This window comes from Methylorubrum populi (assembly GCA_036946625.1).
GTDB classification, from domain to species: Bacteria; Pseudomonadota; Alphaproteobacteria; order Rhizobiales; family Beijerinckiaceae; genus Methylobacterium; species Methylobacterium populi_C.
Genome location: JAQIIU010000003.1, coordinates 695,160 through 714,280, shown reverse-complemented (window position 1 = coordinate 714,280; position 19,121 = coordinate 695,160). Strand labels below are relative to the sequence as shown.

Genomic DNA, 19,121 nt, shown 5'->3' with positions numbered 1-19,121 from the left:
TAACTATGAGCACCCCGTTGTGCCACCGCAGGTGTCGCACTTCAGGCAGGTGCCGTTGCGGACCAGGGTGAAGTTCGCGCATTCGGGGCAGGCTTCGCCGACATAGCCCTTCATCTTCGCCTCGGCCCGCCGGTCCGCGACGCTGCGCTCAGGTTTAGGCTCGGGCTTGGCGAAGGGCAGCGTCTCGACGTTTCCGACGCTCTGCGGCTCCGCCTTCAGTGCGGTCGCACCTCGCACCGCGTGGACGGTGCCGCCGGCCGGGGTGGTCTGGCCGGTCGCTGCCGCGCCGATCCCCATCGTGGCGCCCGCCGGGCCGCCCTGGATCAGGGTGAGCCGGTCGGCCGAGCCGCGCAGCAGGCCGCGGGAGACGACGGCCGAAGCCGCAGGGGCCGGCTTGCCGGACTCGCGGGTGGTGTCACCCTCGCCGCCGCCGAGTACCGTGCCGCCGATCTCGGACGGGTTGACGTGGGCGAGATCGGTGCGGCCGAGATACGAAACGGCGAGTTCGCGGAACACGTAGTCGAGCAGCGAGGTCGCGTTCTTGATCGCGTCGTTGCCCTGCACGAAGCCCGCCGGCTCGAAGCGGGTGAAGGTGAAGGCCTCGACGTATTCCTCCAGCGGCACGCCGTACTGAAGGCCGAGCGAGATCGCGATGGCGAAGTTGTTCATCAGCGAGCGGAAGGTCGCGCCCTCCTTGTGCATGTCGATGAAGATCTCGCCGAGCCGCCCGTCCTCGTACTCGCCGGTGCGCAGGTAGACCTTGTGCCCGCCGACGACCGCCTTCTGGGTGTAGCCCTTGCGGCGGTCCGGCATCTTTTCGCGCGAGCGGATGCGTTCCACCCGTTCGATGACGCGCTCGACGATCTTCTCCGCCGCCGCCGCCGCCTTGGCCGCGGCCGGTGCCTGGATGATCGCCTCGATCGCATCCTCCGCCTCGTCCTCGTCGTCCGCGATCAGGGCGGCGTTGAGCGGCTGCGACAGCTTGGAGCCGTCGCGGTAGAGGGCGTTCGCCTTGAGCGCGAGGCGCCAGGACAGCAGGTAGGCCGCCTTGCAATCCTCGACGGTGGCGTCGTTGGGCATGTTGATGGTCTTGGAGATCGCCCCCGAGATGAAGGGCTGCGCCGCAGCCATCATCCGGATGTGGCTCTCGACCGAGAGGTAGCGTTTGCCGGTGCGACCGCACGGGTTGGCGCAATCGAACACCGCGTAGTGCTCACGCTTGAGGTGCGGCGCGCCCTCCAGCGTCATCGCCCCGCAGACATGGGTGTTGGCGGCCTCGATGTCTTTCTTGGTGAAGCCGAGGAAGGGGAGAAGCTCGAAGGTGGCATCCGCCCGCTTCTCGGCGGGCACCTTGAGGGTATCCCGCAAAAAGTCGTCGCCGAGCGTCCAGCGGTTGAACACGAACTTGATGTCGAAGGCCGACTTCAGGCCGGCTTCCACGGCGGCGATCTTGTCGTCCGAAAAACCCTTGGCCCGCAGGGAGCCGGGATTGATCGCGGGTGCCTGGCCCATCGAGCCGTGGCCGACGGCGTAGGCCTCGATCTCGGCGATCTCGGACTCGCGGTAGCCCAGCGCCCGCAGGGCGTCCGGCACGGCGCGGTTGATGATCTTGAAGTAGCCGCCGCCGGCGAGCTTCTTGAACTTCACCAGCGCGAAGTCGGGCTCGATGCCGGTGGTGTCGCAATCCATCACGAGGCCGATCGTGCCGGTCGGCGCGATCACCGTGGCCTGCGCGTTGCGGTAGCCGTGCCGCTCGCCCAGGCTCAGGGCCCGGTCCCAGGCGGCGCGGGCGTGAGCGCCGATGTCGCCCTGCGGGATGTTGGCGTGATCGAGCGGAACGGGGGCGACGTTCAGGCCCTCGTAGCCGGCGGCCTCGCCGTGGGCGGCGCGGCGATGGTTGCGGATCACCCGCAGCATGTGATCGGCGTTCTCGGGGTAGGCCTCGAAGGCACCGAGTTCGGCCGCCATCTCGGCGGAGGTGGCGTAGGCCACGCCCGTCATGATCGCGGTGAGCGCGCCGGCGAGCGCCCGGCCCTGATCCGAGTCGTAGGGCAGGCCCATGGTCATCAGCAGGCCGCCGATATTGGCGTAGCCGAGGCCGAGCGTGCGGTACCGGTAGGAGAGTTCGGCGATCTCTCTTGAGGGAAACTGCGCCATCATCACCGAGATCTCGAGCACCACCGTCCAGAGCCGGTTGAGGTGCTCGAAGGCCTCGACGTCGAAGTGCTTGGTCTGACGGTCGTACATCGTCAGCAGGTTGGCACTGGCGAGGTTGCAGGCCGTGTCGTCGAGGAACATGTACTCGGAGCACGGGTTCGAGGCCCGGATCCGGCCGCCGGTCGGGCAGGTGTGCCAGTCGTTCATCGTGGTGTTGAAGTGCAGGCCCGGATCGGCCGAGGCCCAGGCCGCCTCGCCGATCTTCTCCCAGAGATCGCGGGCCTTGAGCGTCTTGGAGACCTTGCCGGTGGTGCGGGCGGTGAGGCTCCAGTCCTCGTCCGCCTCGACGGCGCGCAAAAACTGGTCGGTCAGCGAGACCGAGTTGTTGGAGTTCTGGCCGGCGACCGTGAGGTAGGCCTCCGAATCCCAGTCGGTGTCGTAGACGGGAAACTCGATCCTGGTGAAGCCCTGGCGCGCGAATTGCACGACGCGCTTGATGTAGGCGTCGGGCACCATTGCCTTGCGGGCGGCCTTGATTTCGCGCTTGAGGGCCGGGTTCCTCTCGGGGTCGAAGCAGGCGTCGCCCTCCGCCTCGCACTGGGTGCAGGCCCTCATCACCAGGGTGAGGTGCTTCGAGACGACCTTGGAGCCGGTCACCAGGGCGGCGACCTTCTGCTCCTCCTTCACCTTCCAGTCGATGAAGGCCTCGATGTCGGGGTGGTCGATGTCGATGATGACCATCTTGGCGGCGCGCCGCGTCGTGCCGCCGGACTTGATCGCGCCCGCCGCCCGGTCACCGATCTTGAGGAAGGACATCAGGCCCGACGACTTGCCGCCGCCGCCGAGTTTTTCGTTCTCCGCGCGCAGCATCGAGAAATTCGAGCCGGTGCCGGAGCCGTACTTGAACAGACGGGCTTCGCGCACCCACAGGTCCATGATGCCGCCCTCGTTGACGAGGTCGTCCTGCACCGACTGGATGAAGCAGGCATGCGGCTGCGGGTGCTCGTAGGCGGTGGCCGATTTCGTCAGCACGCCGGTCTTCGGGTCGCAGTAGAAGTGGCCCTGGCTCGGCCCGTCGATGCCGTAGGCCCAGTGCAGGCCGGTGTTGAACCATTGCGGCGAGTTCGGTGCCACCATCTGGCGGGCGAGCATGAAGCGCAACTCGTCCATGAAGGCCGAGGCGTCCTCTTCCGACGAGAAGTAGCCGCCCTTCCAGCCCCAGTAGGTCCAGCAGCCGGCCAGCCGGTCGAACACCTGGGTGGAGGAAATCTCGGAGACGAAGCGCTCCTCCTCGGGCAGATCGGCGAGCGCGGCTTCGTCCGGCACCGAGCGCCACAGGAAGGAGGGGACGCTGTTCTCCTCGACCTTCTTGAGGCGGGCCGGGACGCCGGCCTTGCGGAAATACTTCTGCGCGAGCACGTCGGCCGCGACCTGGCTCCAGCTCTCGGGGACAGAGATGCCGTCGAGCCGGAAGACGACCGAGCCGTCCGGGTTGCGGATCTCGCTCACCGCCTTGCGGAAGGCGATGGCTGCGTAGGGAGACTGGCCTGCCGTGGTGTAGCGCCGCTCGAACCGCATGAATCCCTCTTCCTCGGAGCCGAGCGGCCCCGTGCTGCGGCGCGGGCCGCGATTCGTGGATGAAAAGCCGGAACTTGCCCCGGCCGGTCCGCGCCCCCGTTTCCCATCAGGCGGGGGCCTGTCCGTCACGCGGAAACGGGATCTTTCCCAAACCCCGCCGAGCCGTCCGAAGCGATGCCAGGACCTTACGTCCGGGGGGCATCTGCGTCAACAACTAGTGCCGGCTACCCGTGTTCCGCGCTAGATGTTGTGTTCCGCGCCAGAAATCTGTGGATATCCGGACCGTCGCGCTAAGTGGCCTTCCGGCCTGATCGAATCCCTCGGGAAATTTTTTCGATTCACAGGCCGCGCCGGACTTCGAAGCGTCCTCGGGCCGGGCATGACAGGGTTAACGGCTGTTCGAGGCCGGGGCAGCGTGCCGAAAATGCGACAGCCCCGCGTCGCGCTGGACTCGCGCGCGTGCACTGACCATAACGGCGCCTGTCGACGGCGCCCGCGGACCCGTCGCCCGCCGGAGGAACCATGGCCCTCAAGGACACGCTGCTGCGCATCTTCACGTGGTGGAACGGGCAGACGATGTCGCTCGCGCTCTACACCGCGCGCAGCGGCCAGTTCGTCGGCTCGGACGAGCTCGGCAACAAGTACTACAAGGCGCAAGGCCCGCTGATCGACCGCTCTGTCGGCCCGGAGCGGCGCTGGGTGGTCTATAACGGCTACGCCGACGCCTCCCGCGTGCCGCCGGGCTGGCGCGCATGGCTGTGCCACAACGGCGACGTCGCCCCGAGCGAGGAGGATTACCGGCCCCGCGCGTGGCAGAAGCCGCACGAGGAGAACCTCACCGGCACGGCGGCCGCCTACCGGCCGAAGGGCTCGCAGCTTTCCTGGGGCCAGCGCCCCGCCGCCACCGGCGACTACGTGCCGTGGACGCCGGGCGAGTAGACGATGAATCGCGGCAAGGCGATGAACGGCGGCACGTCGAAGATCGCCTTTCCGACCACGATCTTCCGCATGGCGATCAACGCCAAGCCGGTGCGGAACTGAAGGGGTCACGGTCCGGCCGCCCTTTTTCCACCACCCTTCCGGTGTTGGAACGGCCGGATCGTTTTCCGGCCGCGACGGCCGGAGCCAGACTCAAGAGGGCGCCTTGAGCCGCATCCCCGCATACATCCTGCGCCGGACCGCGCTCGGCACGCTCGCCCTGGTGCTGTCCGTGCCGCCGGCCTTCGCCGACAAGATCAAGAACCCGACCGCGGTGTTCTCCGGCCTCGACAAGATCACCGGCCGGATCGTGACCTTCGAGGTCGCCATCGACGAGACCGTGCAGTTCGGCGCGCTCCAGCTCACGCCGCGGGTCTGCTATTCGCGCCCGCCCACCGAGACGCCGAAGACCACGGCCTTCCTCGAAGTCGACGAGGTGACGCTGGACAGCAAGTACCGGCGCATCTTCACCGGCTGGATGTTCGCGTCGAGCCCCGGCCTCCACGCCATCGAGCACCCGATCTACGACGTATGGCTGACCGATTGTAAGGGCGGGACCGACGTGATCGCCGAGGCGCGCGAGCAGGAGGACGTGCCCGCCCTCGCCTCGCGCCAGGAGAAGCCGAAGAAGAAGGGCGCGGACCCGACGAAGACCGCGAGCCAAGTCAACCAGAACGGCCAGGTCGACGTCGAGGGGCCGCGCGGCGTGCCGGTTCAGCCCAGGCAGAAACCGTCCCGAAAGTTCTTCCCGAACAACGAAGGCCCGGCGCCGGCCCCGCCGCCGCGCGAGCCGCAATCGATCTTCGACGCGATCTTCCGGTAGTCATCGTGAGGGCGTGCGCACCGACCCGCGGGCGGCGGCCCTCGCCGATCGCCTGCTGCGGCTCGAACCGATCCCCGGCCAAAAGAAACGGGATTCCAAAGGGATCATCCCTTTGGCGGGGCGCCGGGGTGGAACCCCGGCCTGTCTCCAGGGCTCCGCCCTGGACCCGCGAAAGGGCTTGCCCTTTCGAAACCCGATTATGCCTTGGCGCTGCCGATGCCGAGGGCGGCCAGGGCCTCGACGCCGCGAAAGATCCGGTCCGGCGGGCCCCATTCGGCCCGTTCGATGATCGCGGCGGAGAGCTGGCGCTTGTAGATGTGGCGCGGCACCTCCTCGACACCGAACTGGCTCAGGTGCTCGGTGAGGAACTGCGTGTCGGCGAGGCGGTAGCCGCCCCGGCGCAGCCGCGCGACGAGGTGGACCAGGGCGACCTTCGAGGCGTCGCGTACTTCGTGGAACATGCTCTCGCCGAAGAAGGCCGCCCCGAGCGAGACGCCGTAGAGCCCGCCCGCGAGGCGCCCCTCGTGGTAGACCTCGATCGTGTGGCAGTGACCGAGATCGAACAGGGCGCCGTAGAGGTCGCGGATGCGGGCGTTGATCCAGGTGCGGGCCGTGTCCCGGCGCGGGGCGGCGCAGCCGTCGATCACCGCGTCGAAATCCCGGTCGGTGACGACCTCGAACCCGTCGGAGCGCACGGTGCGGGCGAGCCGCTTCGGCACGTGGAAGCGGTCGAGAGGCAGCACGCCGCGGGCACGGGGCTCGACCCAGTAGATCGTCGGATCGTCCGCATCCTCGGCCATCGGGAAGATCCCCGCAGCGTAGGCCTTGAGCAGGATGTCGGGGGTGATGTCCACGGGCGGCCTGTCGTGCATCGGAGCGTTGTCGCTCCGGCGACGCGGGAACGCCAGCCCCATCACGTCGCGGTCCGGATTCGGAGCGACAGACGAGGATACGAAAAAGCCGGCCCCGCGATGGAACCGGCCTTGGTTCTGAGGAGAGCGCCGCCGTTCAGCGCCTTTGGTCGGTCTCCGGCAGGCCCTCGCGCTCCAGGAAGCCCTCGAGCCAGTGGATGTCGTAGAGGCCGTTCTGCACGTCGGCGTTGCGCACCAGCGTTCGGAACAGCGGCAGCGTGGTGTCGATGCCGTCGACCACGAACTCGTCGAGCGCCCGGCGCAGGCGCATCAGGCACTCGTTGCGGGTGCGCCCGTGCACGATCAGCTTGCCGATCAGCGAATCGTAGTTCGGTGGGATGCGGTAGCCCTGGAAGGCCGCCGAATCGACCCGCACGCCGAGACCTCCCGGCGGGTGGAAGTAGGTGATCAGCCCCGGCGAAGGCCGGAAGGTCGCGGGGTGCTCGGCGTTGATCCGGCACTCGATGGCGTGGCCCTCGACCCGGATGTCTTCCTGAGCCACCGACAGGCCGCCGCCGGCCGCGACCCGGATCTGCTCGTTCACGAGGTCGATCCCGGTGATCATCTCGGTGACGGGATGCTCGACCTGAATCCGGGTGTTCATCTCGATGAAGTAGAACCGCCCGTCCTCGTAGAGGAACTCGATGGTGCCGGCGCCGAGATAGCCGAGTTCACGCATGGCGTTGGCGCAGATGCCGCCGATCTCGGCCCGCATCTCGGCGTTGAGCGCGGGCGAACCGCCTTCCTCCCAGACCTTCTGGTGCCGGCGCTGGAGCGAGCAGTCGCGCTCGGCCAGATGCACCGCCTGCCCGCGCCCGTCGCCCAGGATCTGCACCTCGATGTGGCGCGGCTTGGTCAGGTACTTTTCGAGGTAGACCGCGTCGTCGCCGAAGGCGGCCTTGGCCTCGGTGCGGGCCATGTCGAGGGCCTGTTCCAACTCGGCTTCGGAGCGGGCGACCTTCATGCCGCGCCCGCCGCCGCCGGAGGCGGCCTTCACCAGCACGGGATAGCCGATCTCGGCCGCCACGCGCCTGGCCTCGTCCGGATCGGTGACGCCGCCCTCCGAGCCCGGCACGCAGGGGATGCCAAGGCGCTTGGCGGTGCGCTTGGCCTCGATCTTGTCGCCCATCACCCGGATGTGCTCGGCCTTGGGGCCGATGAAGCCGATGTTGTGATGCGCCAGCACCTCGGCGAAGCGGGCGTTCTCCGACAGGAAGCCGTAGCCCGGATGGACCGCGTCCGCCCCGGTGATCTCGCAGGCCGCGATGATCGAGGGGATGTTGAGGTAGCTGTCGCGGGCGGCCGGCGGCCCGATGCAGACGCTCTCGTCGGCGAGCCGCACGTGCATCGCGTCGGCATCCGCCGTGGAATGGACCGCGACGGTGGCGATACCGAGCTCCTTGGCCGCCCGCAGGATGCGGAGCGCGATCTCGCCACGGTTGGCGATCAGGATCTTGTCGAACATCGCAGGGAGGCTACTCGATGACGAGGAGGGCTTCGCCGTACTCGACCGGCATCCCGTCCTCGACGAAGATCGCGGTCACGGTGCCGGCGCGGGGCGCGACGATCTCGTTGAAGGTCTTCATCGCCTCGACCAGCAGCAGCTTGTCGCCCGATTGCACCTTCGTGCCGACCTCGATGAACGGCTTGGCGTCCGGCGAGGGGCGCAGGTAGGCGGTGCCGACCATCGGGGAGGGCACGGCGCCGGGATGACCCGCGCCGCTCCTGGCGGGCGCCGGCGCCAGGGCGGCGGGCGGTGCCGCGGCGGGCGCCGGCGCGGCCATCGCGGCGGGAGCCGGTGGGGCGACCTGAACCGTGACCGGCTCGATCTTGCGGACGACGCGGATGCGCAGGTCGCCCTTCTCGACCTCGATCTCGCTCAGGTCGGTCTCGGCGACCATCCGGGCGAGTTCGCGCACCAGCTCGGGATCGAAAGGTTCGTTCTTGGCCATCGGCTCTTGGTTCTAGCAGTCAGGAGGCGGACGAGGCGCGTCCGCGCAGGAGATGGGCGAGGGCGTCGAGCCCGACAACGTAGCTGTGGGCGCCGAAGCCCGAAATCACACCGGCACAGACCGGGGCGATCCGCGAGACGTGGCGGAAGTCCTCGCGGGCATGGACGTTCGAGAGGTGGATCTCCACCGCCGTCACGCCCGCCCCCGCGATGGCGTCGCGGAGCGCGATCGATGTATGCGTGTAGGCGGCGGCGTTGATGAGCACGCCGGCCCCGGCCGCACCCGCCTCCTGCACGAACGTCACGAGCTCGCCCTCGTGATTCGTCTGACGGAAGGTCAGGGCGATATCGAGGCGGGCGGCATGCCCGCGCAGAGTTTGCTCGATATCGGCGAGCGTGGCCGAGCCGTAGATGCCCGGCTCGCGCTGGCCCAGGAGGTTGAGGTTCGGCCCGTTGAGGCAGTGGATCGCGATCATGCCGTCCGGCTTCGTCGGCCGGAAGCGTTGCGAGGCACCCGGCGGGGTCGGCCGGTCTTAGACGAGGGACTCGGGGCGCGACAAGGGCGGGTGTCGGCCGCTCATCCGGCCAAGCTTCAGTAGGTCCAGCGCTGGGCCTTGTTGACGAGGAAGTCGCGGAAGGCCTGGACGCGGGCGACCGAGCGCATCTCCTCGGCGTAGACGAGATAGCTCTCCATGGTCGGCATCTCGCTCTCGCGCAGCACCTGGACGAGGCTCTCGTTCCCGTCGACGGCGTAGTCCGGCAGGATGCCGACGCCGATGCCCGCTTCCATCGCCTTGTGGAGGGCGGCGATGTTGTTGACCGTGAAGTGGACCGGGCGGCGGTCGTCGCCCTCGCGGCCGATGCTGGCGAGATAGTGGGTGGCGAGCAGATAGGACGGCTCGTTGCCGCCGAACGAGACGAGCCGGTGCTCGTCGAGATCGGCGATGGTCTTGGGCTCGCCGAAGCGCTTGACGTAATCGGAGCTCGCGAAAGCGTGATAGTGCACCGTGAACAGCCGCCGCTGGATCAGGTCCGGCTGGGCGGGGCGGCGCATGCGGATGGCGATGTCGGCCTCGCGCATGGCGAGGTCCAGCTCCTCGTTGGTGAGCACCAGCTCGATCCGCACGTCCGGATAGAGGTCGAGGAATTCGGAGACGCGCTGCGACAGCCAGGAGGTGCCCAGGCCCACCGTCGTCGTCACCCGCAGGTCGCCGGAGGGGCGCTCGCTCGTCTCGACGAGGCGGGCGCGGGTGTTCTCCAGCCGGAGCTTCATGTCGCGCGCGGCACGGAACAGCAGGTCGCCCTGCTCGGTGAGGATCAGGCCGCGGGCGTGGCGGTGGAACAGCGGCGCCTTCAGTTCCCGCTCCAGGGCGCTGATCTGCCGGCTCACCGCCGACTGGCTCAGGCCGATGTCGTCGCCCGCCCGCGTGAAGCTGCCGGCCTCCGCGACGTTGAGGAAAATCCGGATCTTGTCCCAATCCAAGGCCGTCACTCCCGCCCGCCGAGGTCGGCCCGTCACGGAAAGGACCCGCGACCCCTGGGCGTTGCACGACGAAAAGCCTGTGCGCTCCCGCCGTGCCCGGCGAAAGGCCTTCTCGCGAAACCAGCCGGCTCCCGCAACGTTCAGGCTAGGACGACAAGCTTGCGATTTGGTTGCGTCATACCGATCGTCAACAGGGAAATGCGCGTCGAACGACGTTTCGAAGCGCGCCGAGAAGGCCCGTCCCGCATCGGTCCGAGCCTCCGACACGATGGCGGGACGGACATTCTTCTGAGAGCCTGTTTGACCGGCCGCCGTGTCTTCGTCAGGCAACGGCAAGGCGAGAGGAAGGTCCTACTCCCATCCTGAACCCTCATCCTGAGGTGCCGGAGCGCAGCGGAGGCCTCGAAGGGGGCTCCAGGAATCGCGCGGGATCTGGAGGATCCTTCGAGGCCGCTCACGCGGCACCTCAGGATGAGGGGCGAGATGGGATCACTGCAGCCAAACAGGCTCTGAAACAGTACTTGCTTCCGAAACAGTATTTGCAACGCTTCGCATAACGCCCGATCGCCGGGCCGGCATCCGCGCTCCGACAGCGCGGCGGGGTGTGGCGAGAGGCGGCCTACTCGGCCGCCGCCTTGGCCGGGCTCTCGCCGACATCGAGGTTGGCCAGGAACTTCTCCGCCTCCAGCGCGGCCATGCAGCCCATGCCCGCCGCGGTGATCGCCTGGCGGTAGACGTCGTCGGTGACGTCGCCCGCCGCGAACACACCCGGGATATCCGTCGCGGTGGTGCCCGGCGCCACCGCGATGTAGCCGCCGTGGCGCATGGGCAACTGGCCCTCGAAGATCGCGGTGGCGGGCTGGTGTCCGATCGCCACGAACAGGCCGTCGGTGGGCTGCTCGACGATCTCGCCGGAGCGCAGATCCTTCAGGCGCAGATGCGTGACCGAGGGCGGTGTGTCGGAGCCGCGGATCTCCTCGATCGCGTGGTGCCATTTCACCGAGACGTTCGCGTGCTTGAACAGCCGCTCCTGCAGGATGCGCTCGGCCCGGAACTCGCCCCGGCGGTGAATCACGGTGACGGACTTGGCGAGGTTGGCCAGATACAGCGCCTCCTCGACCGCGGTGTTGCCGCCGCCCACCACCGTCACGTCCTTGCCGCGGAAGAAGAATCCGTCACAGGTGGCGCAGGCCGAGACGCCGAAGCCCTGGAACTTCGCCTCCGAGGGCAGCCCGAGCCACTTCGCCTGGGCGCCGGTGGCGACGATCAGCGCGTCGCAGGTGTAGGTCTCGCCGGAATCGGCCTCCAGCCGGAACGGGCGCACCTTGAGGTCGACCTTCGTGATGTACTCCGAGACGATCTTCGTGCCGACATGCTCGGCCTGGAGCCGCATCTGCTCCATCAGCCAGGGGCCCTGGATGGCTTGCGCGAAGCCCGGATAGTTCTCGACGTCGGTGGTGATCATGAGCTGGCCGCCGGGCTGGAAGCCCGAGATCAGCAGGGGCTCGACCATGGCGCGGGCGGCGTAGATCGCGGCGGTGTACCCGGCCGGCCCCGAGCCGATGATCACGAGCCTCGCATGGGTGTGCGCCATCTGTGCCGTCTCCTGTCCGCGGCGGCCACGGTCTCCCGGAGCCGGCCGTTCTCTCGTCCTGTGTCCCGTCGTGCCCGATCCTGCACGGCGCGGGCAAACATTTCCTTCCGAAGACCGGAGCGCGTGAAAACACCCCGTCTTCGTCGGCCGCCGCCTCAGAATGGCCCGCGCGGGGGCTGTGCCGAGGCCGGCGCGGAAGGCGGCTCGCCGGGTGCGGCTTGGACCGCCTCCGTCCGCGTCCCCGTCGCGGCGCGCTTCCGGTGCCGTCCGTAGGCCTCGGCCAGGGCCGCGGCGATCGTCGGCGTCGCGTCGATCGGGGCGTAGCGCAGGGCCTCCAGGCGGCCGATGAAGGGCTTCAGCGCGCCGGCCATGGCAAGGCCCGCGAACATCCGCCTGTGCCGGATATAGGTGCGCGGCAGGTCGAACAGCAGGAGGGGCACGCCGGTGCTCGCCGCCTCGCCCACCATGTTGGCCGAATCGGACGTGACGACGATGTGGTCGGCGATCGCCAGCATGCCGACGTAGGGGTTGTCCCCGCTGCCGTCCCAGAAGAAGCCGCCCTTCTCCCTCGCGAGGTTCTCCAGCGCCGTGCGCAGGGCCGGCGGGGTGCGCCGGGAAACCGTCAGCATCAGCGAGCAGCCGCCGTCGGCGAGCTTGGTCAGGTCGCGCACGAGCCGGCGCATGTCGGCCTTGCGGTAGCGCAGGTGCCGGCTGTCCCCGCCGATCAGCACGGCGATGCGCGGCCAGGGCAGGCTGGCGAGCCGCGGGTCGGGCGTCGTGCGGGCGGCGTCGAGCCGGGCGCGGGAGACCGGGTGGGGGGCGGTCAGGGTGGTGAAGACGTTGGGCCCGCGCAGGTCGTCGTAGTCGGGAACCCAGATGAAATCCGCGGTGTCGTGGCCGGTGCGCGGGTCCTTGAGGAAGGCGGTGAAGGTGCGCTGGCCCGAGGCGCGGCGCACGGCGCGCAGATAGGGCACGGCCCGCCGCCCGGAGGCGATCAGGAGATCGGGCAGCGGGCCCGCCAGCAGGCCGCCGGCCCGGCCCGGTGCGTCGCGGGGGTCGATCGGACCCCAGGGCGCCATCCAGGTCAGGGGCCGCCCTGCGGGAATCCTGCGCGTCTCGCAGGCGACGCCCAAGGCCTCGGCGATGCCGATGCACTGGTTCTCGTCGCCCGCCTTGCCGTCCGTGACGATCCAGGCACGGGCATGCGCGAGATCCGGCGGCACGCTGGCGTCCGCCGTCACAGGCCCTGTCTCGTTCACGCGACGCAAACCTCCCGCCATCGCGAAATCGGGTCGAGAGCACCTGTGCTGGATATCGGATCCAGAACGGTGCTCTCGATTCCCGATTTCGCATCGTCTTTTCCCGAAAGCCGGCAACCGGCTTTCGGGACGATGCTCTAACGTGCCGGGAGCATCCGCCGCAGCCACTGCGCGTAGTGCTCGGCGAGCGCCGCGAGCCGGCGCCGCTCGGAGGCCGGATCGAACCACGCGCCGCCGGAACTCGCGGGCAGGGCCGAGAGCTGGGGATGGCGCGCGAGGATCTCGCCCCCACGCCCCACCAGCAGAGCCTCGCCGTCGAGGTAGTCGGTCGCGCCGCCGCCTCCGAGGCTGCCGCCGCGGCCGACGCCCTCGCCGCCGGCATAGGGATTGAGCGTGAGACCGCTCACCCGCACGACGAGCGTCGGGCCGCCGCGAACGATGCGGTCGGCGAAGCTGCGCCGCAGGGCCTCGGTCAGGTCCGCCCGCAGGGCTTCCGCCTGCGGGCCGCGGGCATAGGCCCGAAGCGGGCGCACGTCGACGGCCACGCCGCCGACCCGGTCGAAATCCTGCGCCGGGGCAGGAGCGGCCCCGGCGAGGAGGCCGATCAGGGCCGCGAGGCCGAGGGCGCGCAACGGGTCAGGCTCCCCACTCGATGGCGACGACCTCGTAGGACTTGCCGCCGCCCGGCGTCGTCACCTCCACCGTGTCGCCGACGCCCTTGCCGATCAGGGCGCGGGCGATGGGCGAGGAGATCGAGACGCGGCCCTCGCGCACGTCCGCCTCCGGCTCGCCGACGAGCTGGTAGGTCTTCTCCTCCTCGGTGTCCTCGTCCACGAGCTTCACCCGGGCGCCGAACTTGATCTTGGCGCCGGACAGCTTCGAGGTGTCGATGATCTCGGCCCGCGCGATCATGCTCTCCAGTTCCAGCACCCGGCCCTCGTTGTGGGACTGGGCCTCCTTGGCGGCGTGGTACTCGGCGTTCTCGGAGAGGTCGCCGAGCGCCCGAGCCTCCGAGATCGCCTGGATGATCCGGGGACGTTCCACCTGCTGGCGCTGCTTCAGCTCCTCCTCGAGGGCTGCGTAGCCGCGTGCCGTGATGGGAAGCTTGTCGATGCTCATGGTCTCGCGCCACAATGAAGAGGCCCGGCCGGAGCGAAAACTCCTTCCGGGCCGGGAAACGGCTCTCGATCGCGTGGACCGAGGCCGCCCGCTCCGGATCGGGCGGACGGCTCGGCACGCGGAGTCTGTTCAGGCCGCGAAGTATTCCTGCAAGGCGCGCACCCGGAGATCGCCTTCGAGATAGGCTTTGATCCCCTCGGCCGCCGCCATCGCACCGGCCAGAGTGGTGTAGTACGGCACTTTATGCAAGAGGGCCGCCCGCCGGAGGGAGCGGGAGTCGGAGAGCGCGCCGGCCCCTTCCGTCGTGTTGATGACGAGCGCGATCTCGCCGTTCTTGATCGAATCGACGATGTGGGGACGCCCCTCCAGCACCTTGTTGATGCGCTGGGTCGGGATGCCCTCGTCCGCCAGGTAGCGCTGCGTGCCGCCGGTCGCCAGGATGGTGAAGCCGAGGTCGGAGAGCAGCCGGATGGTCGGCAGCACCCGGGGCTTGTCGTCGTCGCGCACGGAGACGAACACCGTGCCGGTGCGCGGCACCGCCGTGCCCGAGCCGAGCTGGCTCTTGGCGAAGGCCACGCCGAAGCCGGCGTCCAGGCCGATCACCTCGCCGGTCGAGCGCATCTCCGGCCCGAGCAGCACGTCGACGCCGGGGAAGCGGGCGAAGGGGAACACCGCCTCCTTGACCGCGATGTGGTCGAGCCGCTTGGGCTTGAGGCCGAAGGCATCGAGGCGCTCGCCGGCCATGATCCGCGCGGCGATCTTGGCGATCGGCTCGCCGATCACCTTGGCGACGAAGGGCACCGTGCGCGAGGCGCGCGGGTTCACCTCCAGCACGTGGATCGTGCCGTCCTTGATCGCGTACTGCACGTTCATCAGGCCGCCGACCTTGAGGGCCAAAGCCATCGCCCTGGTCTGGCGCTCCAGCTCGGCGATCAGCTCCGGCGACAGGGTGCGCGGCGGCAGCGAGCAGGCGCTGTCCCCTGAGTGGATGCCCGCCTCCTCGATGTGCTCCATGATGCCGGCGATGAACACGCTCTGCCCGTCGCAGACCGCATCGACGTCGACCTCGGTGGCGTCCGACAGGTAGCGGTCGAACAGGAGCGGGTTCTTGCCCAGCACCGTGTTGATCTGCCCCGTCTTGTCGTTGGGGTAGCGCGCCTTGATGTCGGAGGGGATCAGGCTCGGCAGGGTGCCGAGGAGGTACTCGGCGAACTGCGCCTCGTCGCGGATGATCGCCATGGCGCGCCCTCCCAGCACGTAGCTCGGGCGCACGACGAAGGGCAGGCCGAGTTCGGCCGCCACCAGCCGGCTCTGCTCCACCGAGTAGGCGATGCCGTTCTTCGGCTGCTTGAGGCCGAGCTTGTCCAAGAGCCGCTTGAACTGGTCGCGGTCCTCGGCGAGGTCGATCGCGTCCGGCGAGGTGCCGAGGATCGGCACGCCGGCTCCCTCCAGCGCGCGGGCGAGCTTGAGCGGGGTCTGGCCGCCGAACTGCACGATCACGCCGTGGAGCCGGCCCGCCTGCCGCTCGGTCTCGACGATCTCCAGCACGTCCTCGGCGGTCAGCGGCTCGAAATAGAGCCGGTCGGAGGTGTCGTAGTCGGTCGAGACCGTCTCCGGGTTGCAGTTGACCATGATGGTCTCGTAGCCGGCCTCCGTCAGCGCGAAGCAGGCGTGGCAGCAGCAATAGTCGAACTCGATGCCCTGGCCGATCCGGTTCGGCCCGCCGCCGAGGATGATGACCTTCTTCTTGTCCGACGGGTACGCCTCGTCGGCGGTCCGGCCGGCGAACGGCGCGACGTAGGTCGAGTACATGTAGGCGGTCGGCGCCTTGAACTCGGCGGCGCAGGTGTCGATCCGCTTGAAGACCGGGCGCACGCCCAAGCTCCGGCGGGCGGCGCGCACCGCGTCCTCGTCGGTGTCCGCCAGGACGGCGAGGCGGGCATCGGAGAAGCCGGCGGCCTTGAGCTGGCGGAAGGCGCCCGCGGTCTTCGGCAGGCCGTGCGCCTTCACCCGGTCCTCCAGATCGACGACGGCCTGGAGCTGCTCCAGGAACCACGGGTCGATCTTGCAGGAGGCGTGGATCTCCTCGTGGCTGATCCCGAGGCGCATCGCCTGGGCGACCTTGAGCAGCCGGTCGGGCGTCGGCGTGCCGAGCGCGGCCTTGATGGCGTTGTGGTCGTCGCCCTTGCCCAAGCCCTCGATCTCGATCTCGTCGAGGCCGGTGAGGCCGGTTTCGAGGCTCCGCAGAGCCTTCTGGAGCGACTCGGAGAAGCAGCGGCCGATCGCCATCGCCTCGCCCACCGACTTCATCGCGGTGGTCAGCGTCGGCTCGGCGCCCGGGAATTTTTCGAACGCGAACCGAGGGATCTTGGTGACGACGTAGTCGATCGTCGGCTCGAACGAGGCCGGCGTCGCGCCGCCCGTGATGTCGTTGGCGATCTCGTCCAGGGTGTAGCCGACGGCGAGCTTGGCCGCGACCTTGGCGATCGGGAATCCGGTGGCCTTCGAGGCGAGCGCGGAGGAGCGCGAGACGCGCGGGTTCATCTCGATCACGATCATCCGCCCGTTCTCGGGGTTGATCGCGAACTGCACGTTCGAGCCGCCGGTCTCGACGCCGATCTCGCGCAGCACGGCGAGCGAGGCGTCGCGCATCACCTGATATTCCTTGTCGGTGAGCGTGAGCGCCGGGGCGACGGTGATCGAATCGCCGGTATGCACCCCCATCGGATCGACGTTCTCGATGGAGCAGACGATGATGCAGTTGTCCGCGCGATCGCGGACGACCTCCATCTCGTACTCCTTCCAGCCGAGCACGCTCTCCTCGATCAGCACCTCGTTGGTCGGCGAGGCGTCGATGCCCCGCTCGACGATCTCCAGGAATTCCTCCCGGTTGTAGGCGATGCCGCCGCCGGTGCCACCCATGGTGAAGGAGGGGCGGATGATCGCCGGCAGTCCGACCTCGGCCAGCGCGATCAGCGCCTGGCCCAGCGCGTGCTCGATGTAGCGCCGCCGCCGGTCGCCCTCAGCCCCGCTCCATTGCCGCTCGAACTCGGCGAGCGCCGCCTCGCGGGCGGCCGGGTCCGATTGCGTACCCTCGATCCGCGCCTTCTCGGCGAGGTAGCGGTCGCGGTCGGCCTTCTTGGCCGCCGAGGCGTTGGCGAGCGCGGATTTCGGCGTCTCCAGGCCGATCCTGGTCATCGCATCGCGGAAGAGGTTGCGGTCCTCCGCCTTGTCGATGGCCTCCGCGGTCGCGCCGATCATCTGCACGCCGAATTTTTCCAGCACGCCCATCCGCTTCAGGGAGAGCGCGCAGTTCAGCGCGGTCTGGCCGCCCATGGTCGGCAGGAGGGCGAATCCTCCTTCGAGAACATGCCGCTCCTTCTCGATGATCCTGGCGACGATCTCCGGGGTGATCGGCTCGACATAGGTGGCGTCGGCCATGTCCGGGTCGGTCATGATCGTCGCCGGGTTCGAGTTCACCAGGACGATCCGGTAGCCCTCTTCCCGCAGGGCCTTGCAGGCCTGTGTGCCGGAATAGTCGAACTCGCAGGCCTGCCCGATGATGATGGGCCCCGCACCGATGATGAGGATGGAGGAGATGTCGGTGCGTTTCGGCATTGAGCGCCTTGGACCTTGATCGCGCGCGCTCGCCCTCGCGCACCGCCGGTGGGAAGGCGACGCCAAGGGGCGCAGGCATCTGGGATGATCGTCAAGCCCCGCGTTTACACGCAGCCGCGCAGGTTTGAAAGGGCCGCCTCCTCCAACCGCCGGAATGCCTTTCCGCAAGGGCGATTCGAAGTATAATTATTCAATTTTGCAGGTAAATGATGATTTGATGATTCGATGAAGAGTCGATATCTCGCGAATATCGACGATATGTGTCGATGATCCTAAGAATCATTCCGAGGAAACGAACGATGGTCTTCAGGGCGCTGATCGCTGCCGCCGCTCTCGCCGCCGCTCTGCCGGCTGCGGCCGACGAGATCCCGGTCAAGCTGCTCAACAGCGGTCCGGGCGGGGTGATGGTGTTCGATCCGGCCCTCGTGCGGCTGAAGCCCGGCGACAGCATCAGGTTCCTGCCCGCCGACAAGGGGCACAACGTCGAGACGATCAAGGGCATGGCGCCCGAGGGCGCGGAATACGTGAAGACCACGGTCGGTCAGGAGGCCGTGGTCAAGTTCGAGCGTGAGGGCGTCTACGGCTTCAAATGCGCGCCGCATTACATGATGGGCATGGTCGCCCTGGTGGTGGTGGGCGACAGGCGCGACAACCTTGAGGCCGCGAAAAGCGTCCAGCACAACAAGCTGACGCAGAAGCGTCTCGATCCGCTCTTCGCTCAGATCCCGTGACGGGGGCGGCCCGGCCCTCGGGGCTCGGGCCGTCCTCAATCGCCGGCCATCACCAGCGCCCAGAACCGCTTGTAGCGTGTCGCCGGGGCATCGACCCGGGCGATGCCGACGCGCCGGAGCTGGGGCATCAGCATGTTGCGGTTATGCTCAGGGGATGCCTTCCAGCGGGCGAACACCTGATCGAAGGTCTCGGAGCCGGCGCTCAGGTTCTCGGAGGCGTAGCGCCTGCCGAAACCGGCGCCCGCCATGCGGCCGTCGAAGCTGCCCGCGATCTCGTGGCTGAGACGCCCGGCCCTGGCATTGGCCTGCGCCTGGAACGAGGCGGCCGTGATCAGGCGCGAATCGATCGCGACGGGGCCGAGGCCGTGCTGTGCGCGGTAACGCGAGATCGCCGTGGCGGCCGCCTGCTCGTCGAGGATCGCCGGCAGGGTCGGCAGGTCCGTGTCGAGGACGGGAGATCCGCCACATCCGGCGAGCGTCAACGCGAGGAGGGTCGCGGCGGCGGGAAGGCGCAGGTTCGGCATCGGACGGGTCAGGGGAGACGAGAGGAGCCTTCGCTTCCCTGGCCGATGCGGCGAAATCGGGGCGACGGCCGCCGGGCGCCGCGGGCGAACAGACGTGCACCGAAAACTCCGACGATGCCGGCCAGACGAGTCCGGCAAGGTGAGCAGAGTCGATGCTAAGTGCTTGGAAACATGGCGCGGGCGACGGGGCTCGAACCCGCGACCTCCGGCGTGACAGGCCGGCACTCTAACCGACTGAGCTACGCCCGCACTCTGCGTCACCGGCCGGCTGGGCCCGTGTCGGCGACGAGGCGGGGTTTAGGTGTGGCGCCCTGGGCTGTCAAGCAGCGGAAGCGCGAAATGCGACGGTTCGGCGACGGAGAACGGAGGCCTGACAGGGAGCGGCCTCGCGGCTC

The 19,121-nt window shown here is 68.8% G+C and carries 15 protein-coding genes and 1 tRNA gene; 3 read left to right on the top strand and 13 right to left on the bottom strand.

Features of this window, described 5'->3' with window-relative positions; all coding sequences use genetic code 11:
* Positions 1 to 3 precede the first annotated feature (3 nt).
* Positions 4 to 3,735, bottom strand: a complete 3,732-nt coding sequence (locus PGN25_14700; protein MEH3118799.1) for a vitamin B12-dependent ribonucleotide reductase — start codon at positions 3,733 to 3,735, stop codon at positions 4 to 6.
* Between the two features lie 522 nt (positions 3,736 to 4,257).
* On the opposite strand from PGN25_14700, the gene PGN25_14695 reads away from it, so the two are divergent.
* Both PGN25_14695 and PGN25_14690 read left to right on the top strand, forming a co-directional pair.
* The gene (locus PGN25_14695) at positions 4,258 to 4,674 is read left to right on the top strand and encodes an NADH:ubiquinone oxidoreductase subunit NDUFA12 (protein ID MEH3118798.1); all 417 of its coding nucleotides are present in this window, start codon (positions 4,258 to 4,260) and stop codon (positions 4,672 to 4,674) included.
* Positions 4,675 to 4,879: 205 nt separating this feature from the next.
* A complete protein-coding gene (locus PGN25_14690) occupies positions 4,880 to 5,536 on the top strand; it encodes a DUF2155 domain-containing protein (protein ID MEH3118797.1) in 657 nt (218 codons plus the stop codon).
* A gap of 197 nt (positions 5,537 to 5,733) precedes the next feature.
* On the opposite strand, the gene aat is transcribed toward PGN25_14690, so the two are convergent.
* The 10 genes from aat to carB form a co-directional block, all read right to left on the bottom strand.
* Positions 5,734 to 6,408 carry a leucyl/phenylalanyl-tRNA--protein transferase gene (aat, locus tag PGN25_14685; GenBank protein ID MEH3118796.1) on the bottom strand — a complete coding sequence of 225 codons (675 nt, stop codon included), beginning with the start codon at positions 6,406 to 6,408 and terminating at the stop codon, positions 5,734 to 5,736.
* Positions 6,409 to 6,544: 136 nt separating this feature from the next.
* Positions 6,545 to 7,912: an acetyl-CoA carboxylase biotin carboxylase subunit gene (gene accC / locus PGN25_14680; GenBank protein MEH3118795.1), complete on the bottom strand. Its 1,368-nt coding sequence runs from the start codon at positions 7,910 to 7,912 to the stop codon at positions 6,545 to 6,547.
* A gap of 10 nt (positions 7,913 to 7,922) precedes the next feature.
* Positions 7,923 to 8,399, bottom strand: coding sequence for an acetyl-CoA carboxylase biotin carboxyl carrier protein (gene accB / locus PGN25_14675; GenBank protein MEH3118794.1), 477 nt, complete (start codon positions 8,397 to 8,399; stop codon positions 7,923 to 7,925).
* A 19-nt stretch (positions 8,400 to 8,418) separates the two neighbouring features.
* Positions 8,419 to 8,874 carry a type II 3-dehydroquinate dehydratase gene (aroQ, locus tag PGN25_14670; GenBank protein MEH3118793.1) on the bottom strand — a complete coding sequence of 152 codons (456 nt, stop codon included), beginning with the start codon at positions 8,872 to 8,874 and terminating at the stop codon, positions 8,419 to 8,421.
* A 116-nt stretch (positions 8,875 to 8,990) separates the two neighbouring features.
* Positions 8,991 to 9,881 carry a LysR family transcriptional regulator gene (locus tag PGN25_14665; protein MEH3118792.1) on the bottom strand — a complete coding sequence of 297 codons (891 nt, stop codon included), beginning with the start codon at positions 9,879 to 9,881 and terminating at the stop codon, positions 8,991 to 8,993.
* A gap of 619 nt (positions 9,882 to 10,500) precedes the next feature.
* Positions 10,501 to 11,475: a thioredoxin-disulfide reductase gene (gene trxB, locus PGN25_14660; protein MEH3118791.1), complete on the bottom strand. Its 975-nt coding sequence runs from the start codon at positions 11,473 to 11,475 to the stop codon at positions 10,501 to 10,503.
* 155 nt (positions 11,476 to 11,630) lie between these two features.
* Positions 11,631 to 12,755 carry a mitochondrial fission ELM1 family protein gene (locus PGN25_14655; protein ID MEH3118790.1) on the bottom strand — a complete coding sequence of 375 codons (1,125 nt, stop codon included), beginning with the start codon at positions 12,753 to 12,755 and terminating at the stop codon, positions 11,631 to 11,633.
* Between the two features lie 116 nt (positions 12,756 to 12,871).
* Positions 12,872 to 13,366, bottom strand: a complete 495-nt coding sequence (locus PGN25_14650; GenBank protein ID MEH3118789.1) for a hypothetical protein — start codon at positions 13,364 to 13,366, stop codon at positions 12,872 to 12,874.
* 4 nt (positions 13,367 to 13,370) lie between these two features.
* Entirely contained in the window at positions 13,371 to 13,847 is a 477-nt protein-coding gene (gene greA, locus PGN25_14645) for a transcription elongation factor GreA (GenBank protein ID MEH3118788.1), read from the bottom strand.
* Between the two features lie 135 nt (positions 13,848 to 13,982).
* Positions 13,983 to 17,471 (bottom strand): carbamoyl-phosphate synthase large subunit, encoded by a 3,489-nt coding sequence (gene carB / locus PGN25_14640; protein ID MEH3118787.1) that lies wholly within the window; start codon positions 17,469 to 17,471, stop codon positions 13,983 to 13,985.
* Between the two features lie 299 nt (positions 17,472 to 17,770).
* Here carB and PGN25_14635 point away from each other — a divergent pair, with 299 nt between their 5' ends.
* Entirely contained in the window at positions 17,771 to 18,202 is a 432-nt protein-coding gene (locus PGN25_14635; GenBank protein ID MEH3118786.1) for a pseudoazurin, read from the top strand.
* A gap of 35 nt (positions 18,203 to 18,237) precedes the next feature.
* On the opposite strand, the gene PGN25_14630 is transcribed toward PGN25_14635, so the two are convergent.
* Both PGN25_14630 and PGN25_14625 read right to left on the bottom strand, forming a co-directional pair.
* Complete coding sequence (locus PGN25_14630; protein MEH3118785.1) at positions 18,238 to 18,726, bottom strand: CAP domain-containing protein; 489 nt, start codon at positions 18,724 to 18,726, stop codon at positions 18,238 to 18,240.
* A 172-nt stretch (positions 18,727 to 18,898) separates the two neighbouring features.
* Positions 18,899 to 18,975: transfer RNA gene (locus tag PGN25_14625), tRNA-Asp, on the bottom strand.
* Positions 18,976 to 19,121: the final 146 nt, after the last annotated feature.